Origin of the sequence: Thiohalorhabdus denitrificans (assembly GCF_001399755.1) — a bacterium.
In the GTDB taxonomy this organism is placed as follows: Bacteria; Pseudomonadota; Gammaproteobacteria; order Thiohalorhabdales; family Thiohalorhabdaceae; genus Thiohalorhabdus; species Thiohalorhabdus denitrificans.
The window spans coordinates 34,420-54,620 of record NZ_LJCP01000009.1 but is presented as its reverse complement, the minus strand read 5'-3'; the positions used below and the strand labels follow the sequence as shown (position 1 = coordinate 54,620).

At 65.8% G+C, this 20,201-nt stretch carries 20 protein-coding genes; 9 read left to right on the top strand and 11 right to left on the bottom strand.

Features of this window, described 5'->3' with window-relative positions; translation table 11 throughout:
• Positions 1 to 137 precede the first annotated feature (137 nt).
• Positions 138 to 863: an arginyltransferase gene (locus tag AN478_RS06410; protein WP_054965793.1), complete on the top strand. Its 726-nt coding sequence runs from the start codon at positions 138 to 140 to the stop codon at positions 861 to 863.
• A gap of 55 nt (positions 864 to 918) precedes the next feature.
• On the opposite strand, the gene AN478_RS06405 is transcribed toward AN478_RS06410, so the two are convergent.
• The 3 genes from AN478_RS06405 to AN478_RS06395 form a co-directional block, all read right to left on the bottom strand.
• Entirely contained in the window at positions 919 to 1,428 is a 510-nt protein-coding gene (locus tag AN478_RS06405; protein ID WP_074471458.1) for a superoxide dismutase family protein, read from the bottom strand.
• An 82-nt stretch (positions 1,429 to 1,510) separates the two neighbouring features.
• Positions 1,511 to 2,443 carry a PA2778 family cysteine peptidase gene (locus tag AN478_RS06400; protein WP_197289211.1) on the bottom strand — a complete coding sequence of 311 codons (933 nt, stop codon included), beginning with the start codon at positions 2,441 to 2,443 and terminating at the stop codon, positions 1,511 to 1,513.
• A gap of 10 nt (positions 2,444 to 2,453) precedes the next feature.
• A complete protein-coding gene (locus tag AN478_RS06395; RefSeq protein ID WP_054965791.1) occupies positions 2,454 to 2,861 on the bottom strand; it encodes a PA2779 family protein in 408 nt (135 codons plus the stop codon).
• A gap of 263 nt (positions 2,862 to 3,124) precedes the next feature.
• Here AN478_RS06395 and AN478_RS06390 point away from each other — a divergent pair, with 263 nt between their 5' ends.
• Positions 3,125 to 4,177, top strand: coding sequence for a hypothetical protein (locus tag AN478_RS06390; protein ID WP_054965790.1), 1,053 nt, complete (start codon positions 3,125 to 3,127; stop codon positions 4,175 to 4,177).
• Between the two features lie 8 nt (positions 4,178 to 4,185).
• Here AN478_RS06390 and AN478_RS06385 read toward each other — a convergent pair whose 3' ends face one another.
• On the bottom strand, positions 4,186 to 5,178 hold the full coding sequence (locus AN478_RS06385) for a formyltransferase family protein (RefSeq protein ID WP_269434443.1): 993 nt from the start codon (positions 5,176 to 5,178) through the stop codon (positions 4,186 to 4,188).
• A gap of 535 nt (positions 5,179 to 5,713) precedes the next feature.
• Between AN478_RS06385 and AN478_RS06380 the strand changes: the two genes are divergently transcribed.
• The 3 genes from AN478_RS06380 to AN478_RS06370 are packed head-to-tail and all read left to right on the top strand — an operon-like array spanning position 5,714 to position 9,215.
• Positions 5,714 to 6,805, top strand: coding sequence for a DegT/DnrJ/EryC1/StrS family aminotransferase (locus AN478_RS06380; RefSeq protein ID WP_074471457.1), 1,092 nt, complete (start codon positions 5,714 to 5,716; stop codon positions 6,803 to 6,805).
• A complete protein-coding gene (locus tag AN478_RS06375) occupies positions 6,793 to 8,001 on the top strand; it encodes an ATP-grasp domain-containing protein (protein ID WP_054965788.1) in 1,209 nt (402 codons plus the stop codon). Before AN478_RS06380 ends, AN478_RS06375 begins: the two co-directional genes overlap by 13 nt.
• A 38-nt stretch (positions 8,002 to 8,039) precedes the next feature.
• Positions 8,040 to 9,215, top strand: coding sequence for a TDP-N-acetylfucosamine:lipid II N-acetylfucosaminyltransferase (locus tag AN478_RS06370; protein WP_054965787.1), 1,176 nt, complete (start codon positions 8,040 to 8,042; stop codon positions 9,213 to 9,215).
• Positions 9,216 to 9,364: 149 nt separating this feature from the next.
• On the opposite strand, the gene AN478_RS06365 is transcribed toward AN478_RS06370, so the two are convergent.
• On the bottom strand, positions 9,365 to 9,805 hold the full coding sequence (locus AN478_RS06365; RefSeq protein ID WP_054965786.1) for a hypothetical protein: 441 nt from the start codon (positions 9,803 to 9,805) through the stop codon (positions 9,365 to 9,367).
• 108 nt (positions 9,806 to 9,913) lie between these two features.
• On the opposite strand from AN478_RS06365, the gene mobB reads away from it, so the two are divergent.
• Genes mobB through AN478_RS06350 form a run of 3 tightly spaced genes read left to right on the top strand, consistent with a single transcriptional unit; the run spans position 9,914 to position 12,736 of the window.
• Positions 9,914 to 10,447 (top strand): molybdopterin-guanine dinucleotide biosynthesis protein B, encoded by a 534-nt coding sequence (mobB, locus tag AN478_RS06360; RefSeq protein WP_054965785.1) that lies wholly within the window; start codon positions 9,914 to 9,916, stop codon positions 10,445 to 10,447.
• A 25-nt stretch (positions 10,448 to 10,472) separates the two neighbouring features.
• Positions 10,473 to 11,111, top strand: a complete 639-nt coding sequence (locus AN478_RS06355) for a CYTH domain-containing protein (RefSeq protein ID WP_054965784.1) — start codon at positions 10,473 to 10,475, stop codon at positions 11,109 to 11,111.
• Positions 11,112 to 11,143: 32 nt separating this feature from the next.
• On the top strand, positions 11,144 to 12,736 hold the full coding sequence (locus AN478_RS06350) for a hypothetical protein (RefSeq protein WP_074471456.1): 1,593 nt from the start codon (positions 11,144 to 11,146) through the stop codon (positions 12,734 to 12,736).
• 80 nt (positions 12,737 to 12,816) lie between these two features.
• Here the strand turns inward: AN478_RS06350 and AN478_RS14090 are convergent, their stop codons facing one another.
• On the bottom strand, positions 12,817 to 13,554 hold the full coding sequence (locus AN478_RS14090; protein WP_176758780.1) for a LysM peptidoglycan-binding domain-containing protein: 738 nt from the start codon (positions 13,552 to 13,554) through the stop codon (positions 12,817 to 12,819).
• A 105-nt stretch (positions 13,555 to 13,659) separates the two neighbouring features.
• A complete protein-coding gene (locus AN478_RS06340; RefSeq protein ID WP_143004176.1) occupies positions 13,660 to 14,040 on the bottom strand; it encodes a hypothetical protein in 381 nt (126 codons plus the stop codon).
• A gap of 615 nt (positions 14,041 to 14,655) precedes the next feature.
• On the opposite strand from AN478_RS06340, the gene AN478_RS06335 reads away from it, so the two are divergent.
• Positions 14,656 to 15,054: a DUF2069 domain-containing protein gene (locus AN478_RS06335; RefSeq protein WP_054965781.1), complete on the top strand. Its 399-nt coding sequence runs from the start codon at positions 14,656 to 14,658 to the stop codon at positions 15,052 to 15,054.
• A 107-nt stretch (positions 15,055 to 15,161) separates the two neighbouring features.
• Here the strand turns inward: AN478_RS06335 and AN478_RS06330 are convergent, their stop codons facing one another.
• From AN478_RS06330 to AN478_RS06315, 4 genes are all read right to left on the bottom strand, one after another.
• Positions 15,162 to 15,647 carry a DUF302 domain-containing protein gene (locus tag AN478_RS06330; protein ID WP_054965780.1) on the bottom strand — a complete coding sequence of 162 codons (486 nt, stop codon included), beginning with the start codon at positions 15,645 to 15,647 and terminating at the stop codon, positions 15,162 to 15,164.
• Positions 15,647 to 16,705 (bottom strand): c-type cytochrome, encoded by a 1,059-nt coding sequence (locus AN478_RS06325; protein WP_054965779.1) that lies wholly within the window; start codon positions 16,703 to 16,705, stop codon positions 15,647 to 15,649. The genes AN478_RS06330 and AN478_RS06325 overlap by 1 nt, the downstream gene beginning before the upstream one ends.
• A gap of 153 nt (positions 16,706 to 16,858) precedes the next feature.
• Positions 16,859 to 18,319 (bottom strand): porin family protein, encoded by a 1,461-nt coding sequence (locus AN478_RS06320; RefSeq protein WP_054965778.1) that lies wholly within the window; start codon positions 18,317 to 18,319, stop codon positions 16,859 to 16,861.
• A gap of 445 nt (positions 18,320 to 18,764) precedes the next feature.
• Positions 18,765 to 20,180, bottom strand: a complete 1,416-nt coding sequence (locus AN478_RS06315) for a porin family protein (protein ID WP_054965777.1) — start codon at positions 20,178 to 20,180, stop codon at positions 18,765 to 18,767.
• Positions 20,181 to 20,201 lie beyond the last annotated feature (21 nt).

Genomic DNA, 20,201 nt, shown 5'->3' with positions numbered 1-20,201 from the left:
GCGGCGGGCCGGAGCCGCCACCCGGAAACGGCTACTGCGTTATCATGGTTGGCTCGTAGACAGGAAATTCCCGATTTTACGCACCCTAGGTCCGGTCCGCCAGGGTGTCAACCAAGCCCCATCGGCCAACCCCAGGCATGACATTATACGCCACTTTTCCCTACGACTGCCCCTATCTGCCCGACCGGACGGCGGTTTCCGCGGTCTACGACCCGGGGGTGCCGGTAGATAGCCAGCTGTACGGCGAGCTCATCCGGTACGGCTTCCGGCGCAGCGGCCCGCGGCTCTACCGCCCGCATTGCCCGGGCTGCAGCGCCTGCGAATCCCTGCGCATCCCCGCCGACCGGTTCCGGGCCGACCGCAGCCAGCGGCGAACCTGGCGGCGCAACGCCGACCTCCATGCGCGGATCCGGCCGGCGGAGCTCGACCTGGAGCACTTCGAGCTCTACCGCAGATACCAGAAAAGCCGCCACCCGGGCGGGGAGATGGATTTCCGGGAGCCGGAAGAATTCGGGCGGGCCTGCCTGACTTCCCCGGTGGACACCCGGCTGGTGGAGCTCCGGGACCCCGGGGAGCGCCTGCTGGCGGTGGCCATAACCGACTTCCTGCCCACCGGTCTTTCCGCCATGTACACCTTCTTCGCTCCGGAGGAGAGCCGGCGCTCGCTGGGAACCTACGCCATCCTCTGGCAGATCGCCCACGCCCGGGAGGAAGGCTTCCCCCACGTCTATCTGGGGTATTGGATCCGGGACTGCGACAAGATGGCCTACAAGGACCGCTTCCGGCCGGCGGAGATCTGGACGGGAACCTGCTGGCAGGAGCTGGAGGAGGGGCGCGGGGACCGGGAAGCGACGCCGCGCTGAGACCGGGTCCGGGGGAACGGGGCCGCGGCGGTGGCCGCTGCGACCCCGGGGAATCCTAGTCTTCGATCACGCCGCAGGCGATACGGGACCCGGCGTCCCCCGCGGGGTCGGTCTCGTAGTCGTCCCCGCCTTCGTGCACCAGGATGGCCCCGCCGTCTTCGTCCAGCAGCTCATCGAGCTCCACGCCCGGGGCGAAGTACTCCACCTCCAGGTCGCCGGAGTCGGAGACGTGGATGTTCGGCATATCCCCGGCGTGGTACCCCTCCTCGCTCATGAACCCGTGGGCCTTGTCCTCCGGATTGAAATGCCCGCCGGCGGACTTGAACGGCGGTTCGCACCGGCCGGTTTCATGGATGTGGAAGGCGTGGGTGCCCTCCGGCATCCCCTCCAGTTCCGCGTGCACGAGGACCCCGTGGGGGCTCTCCTTCAGTTTGACCTCCCCGACCGCCTCGCCATCCGTGTCCTGCAGCTCGGCGGAAGCGTCGCCGGCGTGGGCCGGCCCCGCGAGCCCGCCCAGCAGCACGGCCGCCACCGCGGCCAGCCCCATTCCTTCGGTAACGCGCATGTCTACCTCCTTGTCCGGAGCCACACAGGTTGATCTCGTTTGATGGTCTCCCGTAGCCGGGAGGGTCCGGCAATCCAGATTTTCATTGAAATTTTTCGGGGGTTCCCCCTAGTTCTTGCAGGGTTTCCCGGTAGGCCTCCCCCTTCCCCCCGGCGGAACGGATGGCGGAACGGGCGGCCTCCCGGGCCGCCCGGGTCCGGCCGGACCGCCCGAGCACCAGGGCCAAGTTATTCCAGGCCTCCGCCTTCCGGGGTTCGAGGCGCAAGGCCTCCCGGTAGGCCGACTCCGCGCCTTCCAGCTCGCCCTGGTGATACCGGACGTTCCCCAGTCCGATCCAGCCCTCCACGCGGTCGGGCCAGCGGCGGGTCACGGCGGCGTAGACCCGTCCGGCCGCCGCATGGCGATCGGCCCGCTCCAGGCCCACGCCCGCCTCCAGCACCGCAAGCGGCTCCGCCGTGGCCGCCATCTCCCCCGGCGGGAGGACCACCAGGGCCCACCGCCCCCCGCGCTCCCACGTGCGCTCGAAGGTAGAAAGGGCTACCTCCCGGGCTTCCCTGCGCCCGGTGTGCAGCACCATTCGCCCGCTACCGAGGTCGTACCCCACCACCACGGCGTAATGCCACCGGGGCAGCCAGTCGAGGCCCAGATTCTGGAAGACCAGCACCGGATGGCCGGCGGCCACCTCGGCCAGCACCCCTTCCAGATCCTTCACCGGAATCGCCAGACGCCCGTGCCGCCTGGCAGCGGCCAGGATGTCGGTACGGAAGCTGCCGTCCCGGTCGGGGGTGAACACCTCCGGCGCCACCTCCCGCTGCCCCACCTCGCGGCCGGACCAGGACAGGACCATGGCCAGGGAGGCCGGACCGCAGTAATGGGCCTCCTGCGGATAGAAGGGAACCTCCGCGACCCGGGCCCGATCGGGAAGCGTTCCGGCCTCCTCTTGGAGGCGGTCGCTTTCCAGGTGGGCGCAGGCGGAGAGAAGGAGCACCGCCAGGATGCCCCCGACCCGCCACACGGCCACGGTCCTAGGGCTTCTTAACGAAGGGGAACACGTCCGTGAGGCCGGCGATATCCGTAATCAGGAGGACGATGAAGACGAAGATCGCCCCACCGACCAGGGTCCCCAGACCGTCACCCCCGGCCGGCTCGCGGTCCAGGGCCCCCGCGACTTGGCGCACCTCGGCATCCGTAAGGCTGTCCACCCGCTTGGACGCTTCCTCGGCGCTAACCCCGAGCCGTTCCAGCTGCTGCCGGACATCATCTCGTTCCAGGAAGGACTGCACCCGCGCCCGCTCGGCTTCCATCCGGGCATCCTGGACCACCTGCTCCGTGGACACGAGCCCCGCCCCGGCCGAGGCCGGTATGGAGGCCAGGGCCACCAGAACCGCCAACGGGGCCGCCACGATCCGCCCGAGCTTCGCTATCTGCCGCATTGACTTCCCTTTCCGATGAGAAAGAAGAAGGTGATGAGCCTTTCCACGCCCCCGTTTTGCGGGGCCTCTCCTATGACCCTAGGGACAAACCGAAAACGGGACAAGCCGCTGAGGACGCGTTCCCCCGACCCGGTCAACTCCCCGGAAAGTACCCCTGTCCACCCAGCCCCAGCCCGGCAAGGCCGGCTTGCCTCCTTGACATCCTCGGAGACGGCTGCTGGGGATGGTTTCCATAACCCCTTGCCGACACCCCGGGACGCCTAATGAACACCCTGATCCACATCGGCATACCCAAAACCGTAACCACCTCCCTGCAAAAGGATTTTTTCGCCAAACACCCGGAGATCCACTACCTCGGGGTGGGGGCGGACGGCGAGATCGGCTATGCGGATGCGGAAATCGAGCGGATATTCGAGCACCTCCTCCTGTACGCCCGGGCGGAGGCCTTCGAAAAGGAGCGGGACCTAGCACGAGACAAGATCCGGGAGCAGGCGGACAGAGCAACGGAGGCGGGGAAGAAGGCCCTTGTCCTATCCCTGGAATGGCTGTCCTTCCGGTTCACCCCCGACATGGTCGACACCCGGACCATGGCCATGCGCCTGCGGGAGATCTTCGGACCCGGGGCAACCGTATTCGCCCTGCTGCGCCGCCAGGACCACTTCCTGTGGTCCCTTTACAATGAATACGTCAAGCACGGCCTGCCCATGGGATGGGTGGAGTTCCTCGACTACATCTACAAGTTCCGGGAACGGAATTTCTTCCCGGACCTTTGCTACAACGAGCTGGTGGAATCCTATGCCGGCGCGTTCGGGGAGCCCAATGTCCGCGTTGGCTTCCTGGAGGAATACCGGGAGCAGGATGGCTCCCTGAAGACCACCGAACGGGGCTATGAGCTGACGCGGGCGGTCGCCCGGATCCTGGGCGTTTCGGAAGAAAGCCCGGCCCTGGAGCACCACAACCCTTCCCTTTCCCCGGAGGTGCTCGGCCACAAGCTGGCCCTGAACCGGAGCGTTAGGCACGACTTCGGCAACCTCCTTTTCGAGCACGCCACCCTCCATCGGCAACGCACCGCCCACGGCCGAGACCGCAACCTGCTCGACCTGGACATCTACCGAGACGTGCGTAAGAAACGGCTGCTGATCCAGGAGGCCCAGGCCCGCGCCCATGTAACTCCTCCGGACCTCTCCGAGACCCGAATGGATCCCAGCGTTCCGGTGTATCGCTGGCTGATGCAGCAACTCAGGGAGGCGAACGCGTCCCTGGCCGCTCACCTCGGGCGCGCGCTCCCGGAGGGGTACGACCTGGAGACCGAATAGGCCCTGGGTTAGGCCTGGCAGGTGGCCCCGCCGAGCTTGACCTCCCGGGGCAAGGCCTCCACCCAGGCCACGAATTCCCTCCACCGGGGCCATCGGCCGTTTTCGAAATGGACGCCCGGGCCCAGATCCCCAACGGGCCCGGCCACCTCGAGCTCCGCCACCCCCTGGCCCGTCATAACCCGTATCCGCCGACCCTGGACCGACAGGACCTCCCCGGGAGTTTCCGAAAGGCACCCCTCCGGCACGGCCTCGTCAGCGCCCGTCCACCGGAGCGTGACCTCCCTACCACCCAGACGGGTGCAGCAAACCCGCAAGCGGGCCACGCGGTGGATCAGCCAGGCCGGAGCGGACCAATCCACGGGCAGCCGCTCGGGCGGCTCGGAGCCGAACTGCCGCTTCCAGCTGAAATGGCATTCCATTCCCGTGGATTGCTGCCGCCCCTTCGGCCAGCAGCCGGTCCGCATGCCCTCGATCACCTGTCTGTACATTGGGGCCAACAGCGAAGCAGCCCGGGCCGTGATCTCCCCCTCCCCATCCCCGACCTCTATGGGAAAGGGACGCTGCAGGAGAATCGGCCCCGTATCGATGCCCTCCTGCATGACCTGGATGGTGACCCCCGTCCTCCGCAAACCGGCAAGCAGCGCCCCCACCGCCGGGTGTTTCCCCCGCAGCTCGGGAAGAAGGGAAAGATGGGTATTCAGGACCCCCTGGGGGAAGGCCCGGATGAGATCTGCCGAAAGCAGGCTCCAGCGGGACACGACGGCCATATCCGGTTGAAGCCGGCCCACGAGACCGGCCAACTGCTCCTGTTCGGAGGCGCCTCCTATGGCCACCCTCGGGCCCGACGCCAACCAGCCGGGATCGCCGGGAGGGCCTGGCCAGGAACGCCTCCACTTTCCCGGTCGTTCCTCCGGCCAGCCACTCTTTTCGGCAATACCGACCACTTCCCCACCTCCTTCCCGGATTCCCCGGCAAATGGGCTCCTGCAAGGGGCTCCTCATGGCTATCAACAGTACCCTGGGCCTGCGCTCGCCCGGCAAAGCAACCATAGGCATCTTCCGTTACGGGAGTCTTCCCTGTTCCCCTTGGAAGCAAGGATTTTTTTACAAGAGACTGAACGAAATGCACCGATTCAAGCCGCGAAAACCACATTAACCCATTACCGCTTTTCGAATCCTGCCTGACGATCCCCCAGTGTCCTGAATAGATTCCGGCACCTCTCCTCGCCCACCCTGATGCTACGACATGATTGGATCCGGGTAGCCCCCAATCCAACACAGTGAAATATGAAAGTACCCTTTCCCCTATAACCGTTGACCACTGAAGGGCTGACCTTTTTCAAAACGAGGCTAACTATTTTTTTCCCGAAACCTTTAAATACGGGAAACCGGATCAAAAACCGTAAAATTTTTCTACAAATTCCGTCATCCCAACAAGAAATGTGCGGCTCATTGGGCCGGGCATGACAAGGATGGGAATTCCGCAACCATCCACCAGCCGGCAACGGCTCCGGCATCCGGCGAAAGGAACGAACGGATGATCACCGTGGGGACCCCTTACCTGCCGGACCGCAGCAGATTGTGGAGCTATCTGGAGCGCATCTATGAGACCGGGCAGGTCAGCAACGACGGCCCCCTGGTCCGGGAGCTGGAGGAGCGCCTGAAGGATTTCCTGGGCATCGACCATCTGCTTCTGGTGGCCAATGGGACCTTGGCCCTGAGCGTGGCCGTAAAGGCCCTGGGGATCGCGGGGGAGGCCGTCACCACGCCGTTCACCTTCGTGGCCACCAGCGCCGCCCTGAGCAACCAGAGGGTCCGGCCCCGCTACGCGGATATCGACCCGGCCACGCTGAACCTCGACGCCGAAGGCGCCGAGCAGGCCGTAACCGCGAACACCACCGCCCTCGTGCCGGTGCACGTCTACGGCAACCCCTGTGATGTGCGCGCTCTCGGGGAGCTGGCCCGGCGCAAGGGCCTGGCGACCGTCTATGACGCGGCCCATGCCCTGGGGGTGGACCATGAAGGCGCAAGCCTTCTCCGGTGGGGGGACGCCGTCACCCTGAGCTTTCACGCCACGAAGCTCTTCCATACCGGCGAAGGCGGGGGGATCGTGTTCCGCGGGGAGGAGGCCGAGCAGCGGGCCCGAAGCCTGATTAATTTCGGCATCGAGCGGGGCTCCGGGGCCATCCGCCATCCCGGCGGGAACGCCAAAATGAGCGAGCTCCAGGCGGCCATGGGGTTGGCGGTGCTGGAGGACCTTCCGGACATCCTGGTCCGGCGCCGGGAGATCCAGCAGGACTACGAAACCAAGCTGAAGGGGTGGGTGGACTTCCCCCGCTGGAGCCCGGATGCCACCAGAAACGGGGCCTACGCACCCATCCTCCTCGAGGACCAGGGAGCCCGGGACCGGCTTTGGAGCGCCCTGGCCCGGGCCGATATCCACTGCCGTCCCTATTTCTACCCGGCCCTGAGCACCACCTCCCCCTTTGGCACCGAGCAGCGGTTCCCGAATGCGGAGGCAACCGCCGCCAGGGTGCTGTGCCTGCCGGTGTACCCCGGCCTCGGGGAAGGCACGATCCGGCACATCTGCGAAACCATCAAAAAGGAACTATCCCCATGGGCAGGCTGATCTTCCTTGGCGCGAGCCCGATGCAGACCCCGCCCATACGGTATGCGCGGCAGGCGGGCCACCATGTAATCACCGTCGACAACCGTCCGGACAACCCGGGCCATCGGCTCGCCCATGAATGCCACAACGTGAGCACAACGGATTCCGACGGAGTGCTGGCCCTGGCCCGCCAATTGGACATCGACGGAATCGTGGCCTACGCCTCCGATCCGGCGGCCCCCACCGCCGCCTATGTGGGAAACCGGCTCGGCCTGCCCTCCAACCCCTACGAAACGGTCCAGACCCTCGCGGACAAGCAACGGTTCCGGAGCTTTCTGGAGGAGAACGGCTTCAACACGCCCTGGTCGGAAACCTTCACGGAGGCCGGAGCGGCCCAGGAATTCGCCGAGCTCCTGGCGAGGCCTTGCTTCGTCAAGCCCGCGGACTCCTCCGGCAGCAAAGGGGTCTCCCGGGTGCGGGGCCCCGGGGAGCTCCCCGGGGCCTATGCCCGGGCGGAGGCGTTTTCCCGGTCCGGACGGGTGGTGGTGGAAGAGGCCATCGAAAAGGAGGGGTATCAGATCGACGCCGACGCCTTCGTAGTGGACGGCGAGCTGCGGTTCTGCTGCTGGTCGAACCAGCATACGGATCCCAAGTGCAACGGGATTGTCCCGGCCGGGATCAGCTTTCCGTCCACCCTGTCGGCGGAACAACGGGAAACGGCGGAACGCCATACCCAGCGGTTGTTGGATGAGACGGGCTTCCGGAACGGGGCCTTGAATATCGAGCTGGTGTTCACGGAGCAGGGCGATCTGTACTTCCTGGAGGTGGGCCCACGCAACGGCGGAAACCTGATTCCGGAAGTAAACCGGTACGCCACCGGCGTGGATCTCATCAAATACACGGTGGAGGCGGCCCTGGGCGGGGACTGCCGAGCCATACAGCCCACCCCGGTATCGGGTTTCTGGGCCTCCTACATTGTCCACGCCCAGGCGGACGGCATCCTGGAGCGGTTATGGATCTCGGACGAGGTCAGGGAAAGGATCGTGGAGCAAAACATCTGGGCCAGCCCCGGCGATCCGGTTAGGAAATTCAGCGGCTCCCAGGACACCCTCGGAACCATGATCCTCCGGTTCCGCGACATGGAGGAGATGCTCGAGATGATGGACAACATGGAGCACTACCTGTTCGCCGAGGTGTCCCCGGCCAAGAGCGCCTAGCACGCGCCATCGGAACCAGCGAAAGAACGACCCCCTCCATGCCCGAAAAGCCGAAGATCGCCCATATCGCGCCGGACGAGAAGTTCATCGACTCGGCCTATCGTCAGTTCGAGGAGGCGGTCCCTTCCTCCAATACCGTGTTCGTTCCGACGGAAGAAAGAAGGTTTCGGTACATCAAGGAGGCCCCCGCCCGGGCCATCAGCCCTTACCGCTTCAAGGACCCCTTTTTCACGAGGTCCCTGAAAGGCTACGACCTTGTGGTCCTGCACTCCCTGAACAAGTTCAACCAGGAGGTCATCGCCCATGCCCCGGAAAGGACCAATTTCTCCTGGATGGGTATGGGATTTGATTACTACGACATCATTTTTGACGACAAACGCCATTTCCTTATGGAAGATACCCTGGAAATCTTTGAATATTGCCAGAACCGGCAACGCGATCCGAAGGATTCCCATAGCGGCCTGATGGACCGGGTCACGCAGAAAAACCGGAAAAAAAGCGACCTAGCAAAAAGGGTGAACTATTTCGCTCCCGTCCTGAAAAGGGAGCACGAGATCATTTCCGACAAGCTGAACAGCGACAAACCGGAGTTCGTGGACTGGAGGTACAGCCTGAACTCCGGGTTCTTCGAAGGAATAGAAAACCACCAGACCACAACGGGAAACGACATCCTCCTGGGAAACAGCGCCTCTTTCTCCAACAACCACATCGAGGCCTTCAAGCTGATCGAATCCTTATCCCATTCGGAACGGCGGATCATCTGCCCGTTAAGCTACGGGAACCAGTGCTATGCCGCCTGGGTCATGGAAGACGGCCGGCAGCGCTTCGGGGCCAACTTTCTCCCGTTGCGGCTGTTTCTGCCCCCGGAGGCGTATCTGGAGAAGATCAGCAGCTGCTCCAACGTGATCATGAACCACATCCGGCAGCAGGCAGCGGGGAACATCTCCCTCATGCTGTTCATGGGGGCCAAGGTATTCCTCCACAACCGCAATCCCCTGTACAGCTTCTACAAGGACCTGAACCTGCCCATCTACTCCCTGGACGAATTGAGTCGGGACCCCGCGCTGCTCGACCTGGAGCTCCCCCGCGAAGTAACGCTGCGGACCCGGAGGGTCCTGCGGGACCAACTGGGATGGCGGGCCGCGGTGCAGAGAACCCGGAACCTCATCGAGAAAGCAACAGGGCACCGCCCCCTGGAACATCCCGATCGCTGACGCGAGGGCCGCCGTCTGCCCTAACCTCCCCATCCGGGGCGGGCTCGGGGCACCATCCCTTCAAGGGGGACGGGGTTCCGCCTCATCCCGGATTCCCGTCCCCCTACTTGGCACCCAGATCAGCGCCCCGCCCTCGCCACCTCCGGCTTCTAGGTGTCCATCCCGGATTGGTCCTCCCGGGCCTTCATGCGGAACCCCCCCACCAGGCCCTCGGCCCGGTGACGGAGGGCCTCGTGGCAGGCCTGGGGATCCGGCGCCTCTCCCGAAGGCCCCCGCCCGCATTCCGCCACCAGGTCCCAGCGCTTTTGGCGGAGGCCGGACAGATACCCCTCCCAGTCCACCTTGCGATCCACCACAAGGGGCACGATCAGGTCCCACTCCCGGGGGTCCACACCCGACCAGGACACCACCTCGGGGCCCGGGCCGGGGACATCTTCGCCGTCCGGCATCTCATCGTCCCTCTCCCCCAGGGCCCCCGCCCCCGCCTCGACCCAGCGGGTGCCGACATGTGCGGCCCAGGCCGCCGCCACCCGGGCCAGGGCTCCTTGTCCCGGATCCAGGAACAGGATCCGCGCCTTGCGCTTGAACATGGCAACAATCTCCGCGATCGAGGGGGGGTAACGGTCGAATCCAGCCTCGGGGCCCGGTATCCTGTGGTCTCCGCCGACGGCACCCGATCATACCGTCCAGGAGATGCCATGGGGGCTCCATTTCCCAAGCCTGTGCTGGGGTTCGTTGCCTATAGCGGTTCGGGCAAGACCACCCTGCTCACCCGGCTCCTCCCGCTTTTGAAGGAGAAGGGGCTGCGGCCCGGGCTAATCAAACATGCCCATCATGGCTTCGATCCCGACGTTCCCGGCAAGGACAGCTACCGCCTGCGCAAGGCCGGTGCGGTCCAGACCCTGGTCTCCTCGCCACGGCGTTGGGCCCTGTTCACCGAGGAGCCCGAGGAACGGGAGCCCGCCCTGCCGGAACTGCTAACCCGGCTGGACCCGGAACGTTTGGACCTCGTGCTGGTGGAGGGGTACCGGGGGGAGCATATACCCAAGATCGAGGTCCATCGACCGGAGCTGGACCAACCGCTGCTGGCCGCCGAGGTGGATGGCGTCATCGCGGTGGCCACCAACGCGCCGCCCCGAGTGGACATCGGCAGGACCGCCCTCCTGGACCTCGACCGCCCGGAATCGGTAGCCGAGTTCATCCTGAACCGCCTCCGCGATGGCGAACTGTAAAACGAAGGCAGAGGGAACCGACTCCATGGTGGAGCAGGAATACAAGCTGCAGATGACCCAGCCCGACCAATTCGAGGCCGTGGCGTCGGCCCCCGAGATCCGGGAGGCGGCCACAGGGCCCGAGCGCACGGTCCGCATGGTGGCTGACTACATCGACACGCCCGACCTCCGCCTCCTCAAGGGCGGTTACGCCTACCGGATCCGCAAGGAGGGCGAGGAGTGGGTGGCCACCGTCAAGGCCGACATGGGGGAAGGCGCCGGCGACGGGTTGCACCATCACCGGGAATGGGAGGCGAAGGTACCGGCCCCCGAGCCCGATCTGGAGGTCTTCTCGGATCCCGTGCTGGTGGAAACTTTGCGGTCCCTGCAGTCCGGCCAGCCCCTCACCACCCTGTTCCGGGTGGATATGGTCCGCCGAATTCGCGACTTGAACCTTGAGGGAGGAACCCTGGTGGAGTGGGCCGCCGATCAGGGCAGGATCCTCGCCGGGGAGCGGGAAGCCCCCATCTGCGAGGTGGAGCTCGAGCTCAAGGAAGGCTCGCTGGGGGCGATCGAAGAGCTGGTTTCCACCCTGCTCTCCCGCTATCCCCTTCAGCCGGGGGCCGAAACCAAATTCGCCCGAGGGCTGGCCCTGGCGGGGCTCGACCGCGAAGGGAACGCTTGAACCATCCCTCCAACCATCGTCGCGAGGCACGGTTGCCCCCTACCTGGCTGCACACCCGCCTTCCCCTGGACCCGTCCGAGCCCCCTGGCCCGACCCCGGCTCCGTCGGAACGTCCCCGCCTCGGTGCCTACCTGGACGCCATCAAGGCGGGCAACGCGGACGTCCCCCTTCGTACCGAGGAGCCGGATCCCCTGGGGCTGGCGGAGCTCCATACCGTCCCCGCCGTCCTGCGGCTGAGGTTGCTGGACCGCCTCTATGCGACCTTCCGGCCTACGGACACCGAACGGCTGGAGCGTTTCATCAACGCCTATGCCTTTCTGGCCCGCAGCGGGTTCTCCTCTCTCCCCTTTCCCTCCCGCGGACGGCGCAACCTGGCGCGATCCTGCGCCCACGCCCTTGAGCTGATGCAGGCCCAATTCCGGGGGTACTGGCGCAGGCACCTGATGCCGCCCACCCGATGGTGGGGTCGGTTCCTCGCTACCTTCCGCGCGACCGGCTCTGCGCAGCTCTTCTCCGTGCGCTGCCCAACGCTGGAGGGGCGGGGAGGCACCACCCCCTTGCATCCGGCGGCCCGCACCCTCCTCCAGGCAACCGCCAACCCCTTCGCGTGGGAACCGGAGCTGCAGCCCTATCTGGAGACCATGCTCGACCTGCTGTCCCGGGACGTCTTGCTGTTTCCAGCCACTTCGCCATCGGCCTATGTGGAGGGCGGACGCGGGCGGTTCGTTTTCGACGCGGCGGGTGACCATCCCCCTGCCCTTCCCGACGGCCAGGACCCCCGGGGGCTTTTCCCCGATGACCACACCCCCAAATGGTGGATCATCGATGCCAGCCGGGCCCTGGCCCGCGTCTCGGAGCTTCGCCGGGGGCTGGCCCTGGGTGCGTCCCCCGAGCGGCTGCATCCCGGCCTCGCCGACATCCCCCGGTCCACCCGGCAAATCCTCCTTCAGCGGCTGGAGCGCATCCTGGGCCGCGATCCCAGACGGCGCAGAACCCGACTCGCCAAACCCCGGCGGGTCAGCCTTGCCGTCGGCCTGGAGCAGGCCGTCCGCCACAGCTTCGCCGGACGCTGGACACCCAACCGGGACCCCGCCTCCCTGCAGGCCAATGTCCGCCTGCAGAGCGAACCGCGGACCCACCCTCCCTACCCGGCGGACCCGGGGACCTGGGAGGCCATCGAATGGGAAGAGACGGGACTCCGCTTGCGGGGGACCCGGACGGACAGTCTTCGGCTGGTCGGCCAACCGGTGCTGATCATGGACTCCGCGGCGCCCTCCTCCGAGGGCCCCGCCGCTCCCATGCGGGCGGGTCTGATCCGCTGGCAGCAGGGCTCCCCGAACGGGGAGCGAACCGAGGCGGGGGTGGAGCTCCTGCCCGGGAGCCTCCATGACGGCTGGTTTCGGATCTCCTGGCGCATGGGGACCTCCCTCCAGGAGCAGCCTGTTCTTTTGCTGACCGGATCGAAGGTTCCGCCCTCCCTGCTCATGCCGGCGGGGCTCTTCCGGGCCGGCACCGCCTTCACCATCCGGATCGACGATCAGGATCGCCTCGGCGAGATGATTCGGTTATTGGAAATGGGGATCCACTTCGAGCATGTCCAGGTGCGCCTGGAGGACGCCCCCTAGTCCGGGAGGCGCCTATCGGGGCGCAAAAAAACGGCGGCCTCCGGCCGCCGTTTTTTTGCCTCAACGGGCGGGGTACCCGGTTAGTTGCTCTCCAGGTACTCCAGGTCGGAGGCCTCCGGCTCGCCGAGCCGCCAGGAGCCGCGGGTCTTGGCGTGCTGCACGGCCGCGTCGCGGCTGGCGGCGTCCACGCCCCACTCGATCTCGAACTCCTGGTCGGGGAAGATCAGGTCGGGATCGTTGATCTCCCGGCTATTGGATTTGTAGATGAGGGGCCAGGCGAAGGGATCGCCATAGATGGCGTCCGCGGCGGCGATGCCCCACAGGGTATCCCCGTTGCCGACCTGATACCGGCCCTCGGTGTCGGACTCGATCACCAGGGTGCCGTTGGCAACGGACTTGCGCTCACCGGCCGCACGGTCGCCCCCGCTGCCGACCCACTCCCCTTCCGGGAAGTCGCCGCTGTTCTTGGCCGACTTGACGGCCAGCTTATGTTGCTCCTGCTCCTCGCGGTACTGCTCCAGACCCTTCTCGGCCTGGTCGCTGGCCTCCTCGGCCGCGTCGATAGCCTCTTCGTAGTTCCCGTCCTCCAGGCTGCTACGGGCATCGTCAAGGGTGCCGAGCGTGCTCTTCCAGAGGCCCTGGTCATCGGTCTCCTGGCGGGTGGTCTGGACAGCGTCCTCCGCCTGGGAGACAGCCCGGGCGGCCCGCTCCTCCAGCTGGCCCGCCTCTTCGGTCGGCTGGCTGGCGCAGCCACTCAGGGCCAGGGAGACCCCCAGGGCCAAGCCGCCAGCACAAAGACGTCGACTCGTTCGGTTCATAAGCCCGCACACTCCTCGCTGAGTGGGTTCTTGGTATCCAGGTCGCCGGGAACCCTACCAAAAAAGGAAATGGGTGCCCAATTCCGGGCACCCATCTGTCCCCCATTACTCACCGGGAGCGTTGCCCGAGATCATGGCCTGCTCATCGAAGCCCTTGCTCGCCTCGCCGGCCTGAACCGCCAGCTGATACTGATCCTGCTCCTCGCGGTACTGAGCGAGCCCCTTCTTGGCCTGGTAGCGGGCCTTTCCGGCCTTGTCGATGGCCGTCTCGTATTCGCCTTCCTCAAGGCTGGAACGGGCCTGGTTGAGGACCTTCATGGTGCTCTTCCAAAGGCCGATATCATTGGTGCTCTGACGGGTTTCCTCGACCGCCTCCTCGGCCTTGGCAACCTCCTTCTCGGCCTTCTCCGCCATCCCCATCTTGGCGCCGTTCTGTCCCGCGCAGGCGGTCAGCACCATGGCGCCGCCGACAATGAGTCCAAGCATTTTCTTGAAAGGCTTTTCCTTGATCAAGGCACCTACTCCTTCCCGGGTTTAGGATTACTGACAGACAGCGTCTGCCTTACGCTTTTAGGCCTTGGAGGTTACCCCCTCCCCGCGGGCCTTGACCCGGCCCGGCCTTGCGTCGGGATAAAGGAGGGTCGCGCCCATGACTCTTCGGGAACCGAATTTCTTCAAAGGGTTAGGAAGATAGATCCCCATCTTTCCCCTTCCGAGGTTGCCCCTCCCTTTCCAGGTCGTCAGAATAAGCCTCCGCTCGGTGACGGTGATCGACCCGTGAAAGAGGCGAGGGTTCCCCGTCTCGGGCGTTTTCCCGAAGGGCCCTGACCGGACCCGCGCCGGCAATCCAACGCCGTTTTTTTCGCAATCGAAAGTACGCCCCAGGGGGCAAAAGTGTCAACACTTCGCGGACAATTCAGGGACAGGAAATATTATTGTTTTAATATTTTCTTATAAGCCTATTCCTGGAACGGTGCGTCCCTCGGACAGAAAATCTACCATTTTCTAAAGCTGTCCCTTCTTTCCGGCACCCGATGGCGTAAAAATTCGGTCCTACGCGGCCTGCAATGCCCCGCAACCGTACCCCTGGAGAGAGAACCAATGCGAAAGCTCCTGGCCAAGCCGGCCGCTTGGCTTTCCCCGCCTTTGTGGCAGGCTACGGCGGTCACCGGCCTCCTGGGCCTGCTTCTCACGTCCATGGCCTGGGCCCTGTGGTGGAGCCCCGGTGGCCCCTATCCGATATGGATGACGGTCAAGACCGTTCCCCTGCTGCTTCCCCTGCGGGGCCTCCTGCACGGCCGCCGACGCACGGCCCAATGGGCGAGCTTCCTGCCCTTGCCGTACCTGCTAGGCAGCATCCTGGCGGTTTACGGCTACCTGGTCCCACCGCAGTTCACCTCGGCCCTTGATTTCGCCGGGGCGGTCCTTCAGGGCCTGTTCAGCCTTCTGCTTATGACGGGAAGCATGTACTACGCCTACACCACCGCCGGCCAGCGGTAGACGGCGCGGCGCGCGAGGCCCAATGGAGGGGAGGGTGCGGAACAAGCGGGAAGGAAGCGAGGGAGGGGGAACGAAGACCCGGCCGGCGGCACCGGCCGGATCTTCGGCTACGGGGAGAAGGTGCTCCCTTCCACCTCCTCCGTGGTGGTGTCGAGGATTTGCTGCATCCGGCGCGACCAGTCCTGGAACTGCTCCTGGAGCCCGGGGTTGAACATCCGCCCCACCACGGCCGGATCCACCACGGACAGATGCGAATTGCCGGCCTCGTCCTCGTAGAGGGTGATCTTCAAGGGCAGGTAGGGCGTGACCCGGGGATCGATCTCCCGGGCCTTCTCGAAAGCCTCCCGGTCGCCGAAGAAGACGATCTTGTAAGGCGGGCGGTCGAAACCCTTGGCCGCCAGGCCCTTGTCCACATTCTGCACCCGCATGAAGGTGAAGCCCGCTTCATCGATGGCGTTCTGCAGCTGGCTGAGCACCAGCTCCACGGAGGCACCGGAGATCTCCCGCTCGAAGAAGTTCGGGTTGCCCTGGGCGGCCCCCGCCAGGGGGGCGGACACCAGCAGGGCCAGGGCTATGAGAATCCTTGTCACCATCAGAAGCTCGCCTCCTGCATGATCTTTAGGTACTGCTCGCTCACCAGCGAGCAGAACAGCTCCAGCTCCGGTTTGTGGAATAGCGGGGACAGCGCCTTGGGATTGATGGCGCTCATCACCGTCTGGCCGCCCTCCCGGTAGACGGTGATCTGGCAGGGCAGGAAGGTCCCCACCCGCTCGTCCACCTCCAGCGCCTTGTCGAGCAGCCCGAAGCTGCAGAAATGCAGGATATGGACCGGGCTCTCGGCCTCCTCCCCCTCCGGCGGCAGGTCCTCGTAGAGGGTCTGCTGCCGGATGAAGACGAAGTTGTGGCTGTTGATGGACATCTTGAGCATGGGGATGAGCTCGTCCATGGGCATGTCCGAGCGCACCTCGATCACGGGCTCGGCGAGCGGGTCCACGCCCTCCCCCCAGCCGCGGATGAAGGCCACCAGATCGTCCATCTGCTGATCTGAGAGCTCCTCCGCCTCGCCGAAGGGGGTCATGGGGGTGCCCTCCCGGCCGCGCAGCATGGTGGCCTTGATGAAACGGTCGCTGGCCGCCGCCAGGAAGCCGGAGTTGTTCAGCGCCGGGGGAACCACCTGCTCCTCGCCCGTGATGTGGCCGGGGGCCTCCCGGGGCTGGGTGCCGCCCCGGCCCTGGGGACCGTGGCAGTCGGCGCAGTGCCGCGCGAACAGATCCGCGCCGCGCGCGGGATCCCCTTCGCCCACCTCGGGAAGCTCGGCCTGCGGGCCCTCCCGCCATCCCTGGATGAAGTCCGCGATGCGCCCCCGTTCCTCCTTGCTCAGGATGTGCTCGAAGCCGGGCATTACCCGGCCGGGCCGGCCGTGGCGCATGGTCTCCATGAGGTACTCCCGGTCGGCGATGCGCAGGAAGTCCTCCAGGTGCAGGGGCAGACCGATGCCGCCCCCACCATCGGGGCCGTGGCAGGTGGCGCAGTGCTCCTTGAACAGCTCCTCGCCCCCGGGCTCCTCCGCCGCGCTAGGCGCCGCCCAAAGGCCGCCCCATGCGGCCAACAGGCCGAGCGACAGGGCCGAAATGGTTATCCGTAGGTTCACGGTAGCCCCCTCTGTAGGTACCCACCTCTCTAACAGTAATCCCTAATTTACTTATGGGCAATCCCTGGCCCGACCACCCGACACCATCGCAATAAAAACGGCCCCCGGGTAGGGGGCCGCCCAAAAAGCCGACTCGGGCCGCGGATCAGCGCATTAGCGCAGGGGCGTGCTGTTGAACAGCAGGAAGTACTGCAGGCCGATCTCGTTGCCCATGGCCGCGCCCACCTTGTCCGCCACCGGCTTGTGCGGGGCCTCCAGACTGCGGATGCGGTAGTTGAGCTGCCACTGACTCTTCACCGGGTGGTTCCAGTACTGCAGACCCAGGGTGAGGGTCTCGAACTCCCGCTCGTCGGCCGAGGTGTATCCTCCACCCGTGCTGCTCAAGCGGTCTAGGTAGTCGTAGCGGGCCTGCACCGCCAGCTTGTTGGGGATGGGGAAATAGGCCCCCTCCAGGTACCAGCCGTAGAACTCGTTGTCCTCCCCCGGGGCCATCTGCGGCTGCACATCGCCGATGTCCTGGAACCCGGTCCCCGGATCGCTCACCGGCGGGGTGGTGCCGTTGTAGACCATGCCGTTGCCCCAGATGTACTCGCCGCTCAGGCGGTAGGGCTGGCGGTAGAAGTGGAAGCCGGCGCCGTAGCGGTTGCGGTCGTAGGTCTCGTCCGCATCGAAGACCCCGTTGCCGTCGGCGTCGAACTGCCGCTCGCCCATCTGCGCCCAGGCGAACAGCTTGAGGTCCTCCCGCCGGGGACCGCCGCGCTTCACGCCGTCGAACACATACGCGGTCTGGGCCCGCAGATAGACATCCATGTTGTCGTCGTTGTCGGTGCGGTTGATGCCGTTGCCGTTGCCCACGCCGGCGGCCCAGGTGGCCTCCCAGTGGTCGGCAACCTTCATCTCGTCGAAGGCCATGGCGCCGATATCGCGGTAGGAGCTGATGGAGCCGTCGAAACCGGTCAGATCCTTGGTTCCGTCAATACTTTGGTTGGCCCGCACGAACCGCTCGTTGACCTGCTGCCGGGTCACCTCGGAGAAGTTGATGTAGTCGAAGGCCATGATGCCGCGCAGCGCCTCGTCAGCCACCGGCCACTGGAACTGCCCGAACCGCAGGCTGACGCCCGGCTCCCAGATGTCGTCGCTGCCGCCGCCAGCAAAGTGACGCAGCGTCACCGAGGCATCGGTAAGCTGGGGGCTGGCGCTGTCGTTGCCGGGATCGGCCAGCCGGGTGATGCCGTTGTTCCCCCACTCCGTCAGGAAAAAGTAGTGGATGTCGTCGTCCACGGCGTGCAGCGCGCCCCGGGCGCCGACCCGCGCACGGAACAGGTTGAAGCCCTGGTTGCTGGAGCGGTCGGGGGACAGGGTGTTGAAAATGGGGCGGTTGCCATCGGGGGCCGCCCCTTCCAGAAGGGTGCCGGCCAGATCCGGCTTGTCACCGTCGTCGATGTACCGATAGGTGGGCTGCATGAAGCCGAACAGCCGCAGGCCGGCGGGGTCCTCCGCCGGCTCGGAGCTGGTGAGCACCAGCCAGTTGGCCGCCCCGGCGGGGGCGGAAAGACCCAGCGCCCCGGCCCCGAGGACGGAGGCCGCGAGCGCGCGGGAGATGGACATGCCCATGCGACAGGTTCCCCTCTTGGTTGAAAACGGACTTCTCCCCGCCCGGCCGCCCTCCGGGACACGCCAAGCGGAAGGCCGGAGGCCGGCCGGGCCGGGGTTCGGGATGCGGATAGAGGACGTACGGCGGGAAGAGCCCTATGGCGGAGGACCACTTCCTCCCCTCGCGAGAGCACTCGGCGGGACCACAGCCCCTGCCCGGCTCCAGGGTAGGGGCCGGTGCAGCCGGAGATGGGCTCCGGAGGGCCGGCAGCGCCGAAAGGGCGCGAAGGATAGGGGGAGCGGTGAACGATTGCAACCGCCACTCGCCGTCCGAGGCCTCGTGGGACTGGGGCCTCAAACCGGGAATCCGGCGCCACCCGGAGAGTTACCGCCTTGCAGGGGAAGCGGGAAAGAAAAAAGGCGGCCCCGAAGGGGCCGCCGGAAGGGGGCGGTAGCCTACCCGGCCCTAGCGCAGGGCCACGTTCTTGAACAGGAAGAAGTACTGCAGACCGATCTCGTTGCCCATGGACTCGCCAACCTTATTGGCGTTGTGGCCTCCGGGCAGGTCCGGGGCCTCCAGATCGCGGATGCGGTAGTTGAGCTGCCACTGGCCCTTCACCGGGTGGTTCCAGTACTGCAGACCGATGGTCCAGGTATCGAACTGCCGGTGCCGGGCGTCATTGTTGGTCATCCGGTTCAGCCGGTCGAAACGGGCCTGGATACCGAACTTGTTGGGGATGGGGAAGTAGGCCCCCTCCACGTACCAGCCGTCGAACTCATTGTCCTCGTCCGGGGCGATCTGCGGGAGATAGCCGAAGTTGGAGTTGGGGTCGCTGATGCCCGGACCAGGGACCGGATTTCCGTCGCTATCCGTACGGGTAGCCCCGTCGAACACCATGCCGCTGCCCCAGATGTACTCGCCGCTTAGGCGGTAGGGCTGCTTGTAGAAATGGAAGCCCACCCCATGGCGTTTGCGGTCGTATTCGTCCACCCCGCCGCCGTCATCGAACTGCCGCTTGCCCTGCTGGCTCCAGGCGAAGAGCTTGAGGTCCTCCCGCCGGGGCCCGCCGCGCTTGACGCCATCGAAGACGTAGGCGGTCTGAGCGCGCAGGTAGACATCCAGGTTCTCGTCGTTGTCCAGGCGATTGATGCCGTTGCCGTTGCCCACGGCCGCCGCCCAGGTGGCCTCCCACTTGTCGGTCACCTTGATCTCGTCAAACAGCTGCACGCCGATGTCGCGGAAGGCGGAGATGGAGCCGTCGATGCCCTCGTTGTTGTTCCGGATGAAGCGCTCCAGCACCTGCTGCCGGGTGACCTCGGAGAAGTTGATGTAATCGAAGGACATGATGCCGCGGCTGCCCTCGTCGGCCAGGGGCATCTTGAACTGGCCGAAGCGCAGGCTGACCCCGGGCTTCCAGGGATCGCTGCTGCCGCCGCCGGCGTAGTGCCGGAAGGTCACAGAGGCGTCGGTGAGCTGCGGGCTGACGCTCCCTGTTCCGGGGGACCCCAACCGGGTTATGCCGTTATCGCCGAACTCGGCGAGGAAGAAGTAATTGATCTTGTCGTTGACCGGGTGCAGTACCCCCCGCGCCCCCAGCCGAGCCCGGAACAGGCTGAAGGACTGCGCCGATTGCCGGTCAGGACCCAGGGTGTTGAATACCGCCCGGTCACCGTCGAAGGGAGTGCCGGGGACATCCAGGTCTTCATCCTCGATGGACCGGAACGTCGGCTGCAGGAACCCCCAGGCCTGCAGGGTGTGCGCCTTGCCGAAGGGCTCGGTGCCCTGCAGCAGGATCCAGTTTGAGGCCTGCGCGCTGGTGGCCCCGCCGACCCCCGCTGCCAGCGCCACTGCAACAGCCGTATTGCGAACGCTATTGGTCATGCGTTTCCTTCCCTTTTGTTG

Excerpts from the sequence above, each read along its gene's own strand:
- AN478_RS06390 (WP_054965790.1), top strand. The coding sequence starts at position 3,125 with ATGAACACCCTGATCCACATCGGCATACCCAAAACCGTAACCACCTCC.
- AN478_RS06330 (WP_054965780.1), bottom strand. The coding sequence starts at position 15,647 with ATGGTGACAAGGATTCTCATAGCCCTGGCCCTGCTGGTGTCCGCCCCC.
- AN478_RS06355 (WP_054965784.1), top strand. The coding sequence starts at position 10,473 with ATGGTGGAGCAGGAATACAAGCTGCAGATGACCCAGCCCGACCAATTC.
- AN478_RS06320 (WP_054965778.1), bottom strand. The coding sequence starts at position 18,319 with ATGGGCATGTCCATCTCCCGCGCGCTCGCGGCCTCCGTCCTCGGGGCC.
- AN478_RS06410 (WP_054965793.1), top strand. The coding sequence starts at position 138 with ATGACATTATACGCCACTTTTCCCTACGACTGCCCCTATCTGCCCGAC.
- AN478_RS06315 (WP_054965777.1), bottom strand. The coding sequence starts at position 20,180 with ATGACCAATAGCGTTCGCAATACGGCTGTTGCAGTGGCGCTGGCAGCG.
- AN478_RS06405 (WP_074471458.1), bottom strand. The coding sequence starts at position 1,428 with ATGCGCGTTACCGAAGGAATGGGGCTGGCCGCGGTGGCGGCCGTGCTG.
- AN478_RS06395 (WP_054965791.1), bottom strand. The coding sequence starts at position 2,861 with ATGCGGCAGATAGCGAAGCTCGGGCGGATCGTGGCGGCCCCGTTGGCG.
- AN478_RS06365 (WP_054965786.1), bottom strand. The coding sequence starts at position 9,805 with ATGTTCAAGCGCAAGGCGCGGATCCTGTTCCTGGATCCGGGACAAGGA.
- AN478_RS06335 (WP_054965781.1), top strand. The coding sequence starts at position 14,656 with ATGCGAAAGCTCCTGGCCAAGCCGGCCGCTTGGCTTTCCCCGCCTTTG.
- AN478_RS06375 (WP_054965788.1), top strand. The coding sequence starts at position 6,793 with ATGGGCAGGCTGATCTTCCTTGGCGCGAGCCCGATGCAGACCCCGCCC.
- AN478_RS06385 (WP_269434443.1), bottom strand. The coding sequence starts at position 5,178 with ATGAGGAGCCCCTTGCAGGAGCCCATTTGCCGGGGAATCCGGGAAGGA.
- AN478_RS06370 (WP_054965787.1), top strand. The coding sequence starts at position 8,040 with ATGCCCGAAAAGCCGAAGATCGCCCATATCGCGCCGGACGAGAAGTTC.
- AN478_RS06340 (WP_143004176.1), bottom strand. The coding sequence starts at position 14,040 with ATGCTTGGACTCATTGTCGGCGGCGCCATGGTGCTGACCGCCTGCGCG.
- AN478_RS06380 (WP_074471457.1), top strand. The coding sequence starts at position 5,714 with ATGATCACCGTGGGGACCCCTTACCTGCCGGACCGCAGCAGATTGTGG.
- mobB (WP_054965785.1), top strand. The coding sequence starts at position 9,914 with ATGGGGGCTCCATTTCCCAAGCCTGTGCTGGGGTTCGTTGCCTATAGC.
- AN478_RS14090 (WP_176758780.1), bottom strand. The coding sequence starts at position 13,554 with ATGAACCGAACGAGTCGACGTCTTTGTGCTGGCGGCTTGGCCCTGGGG.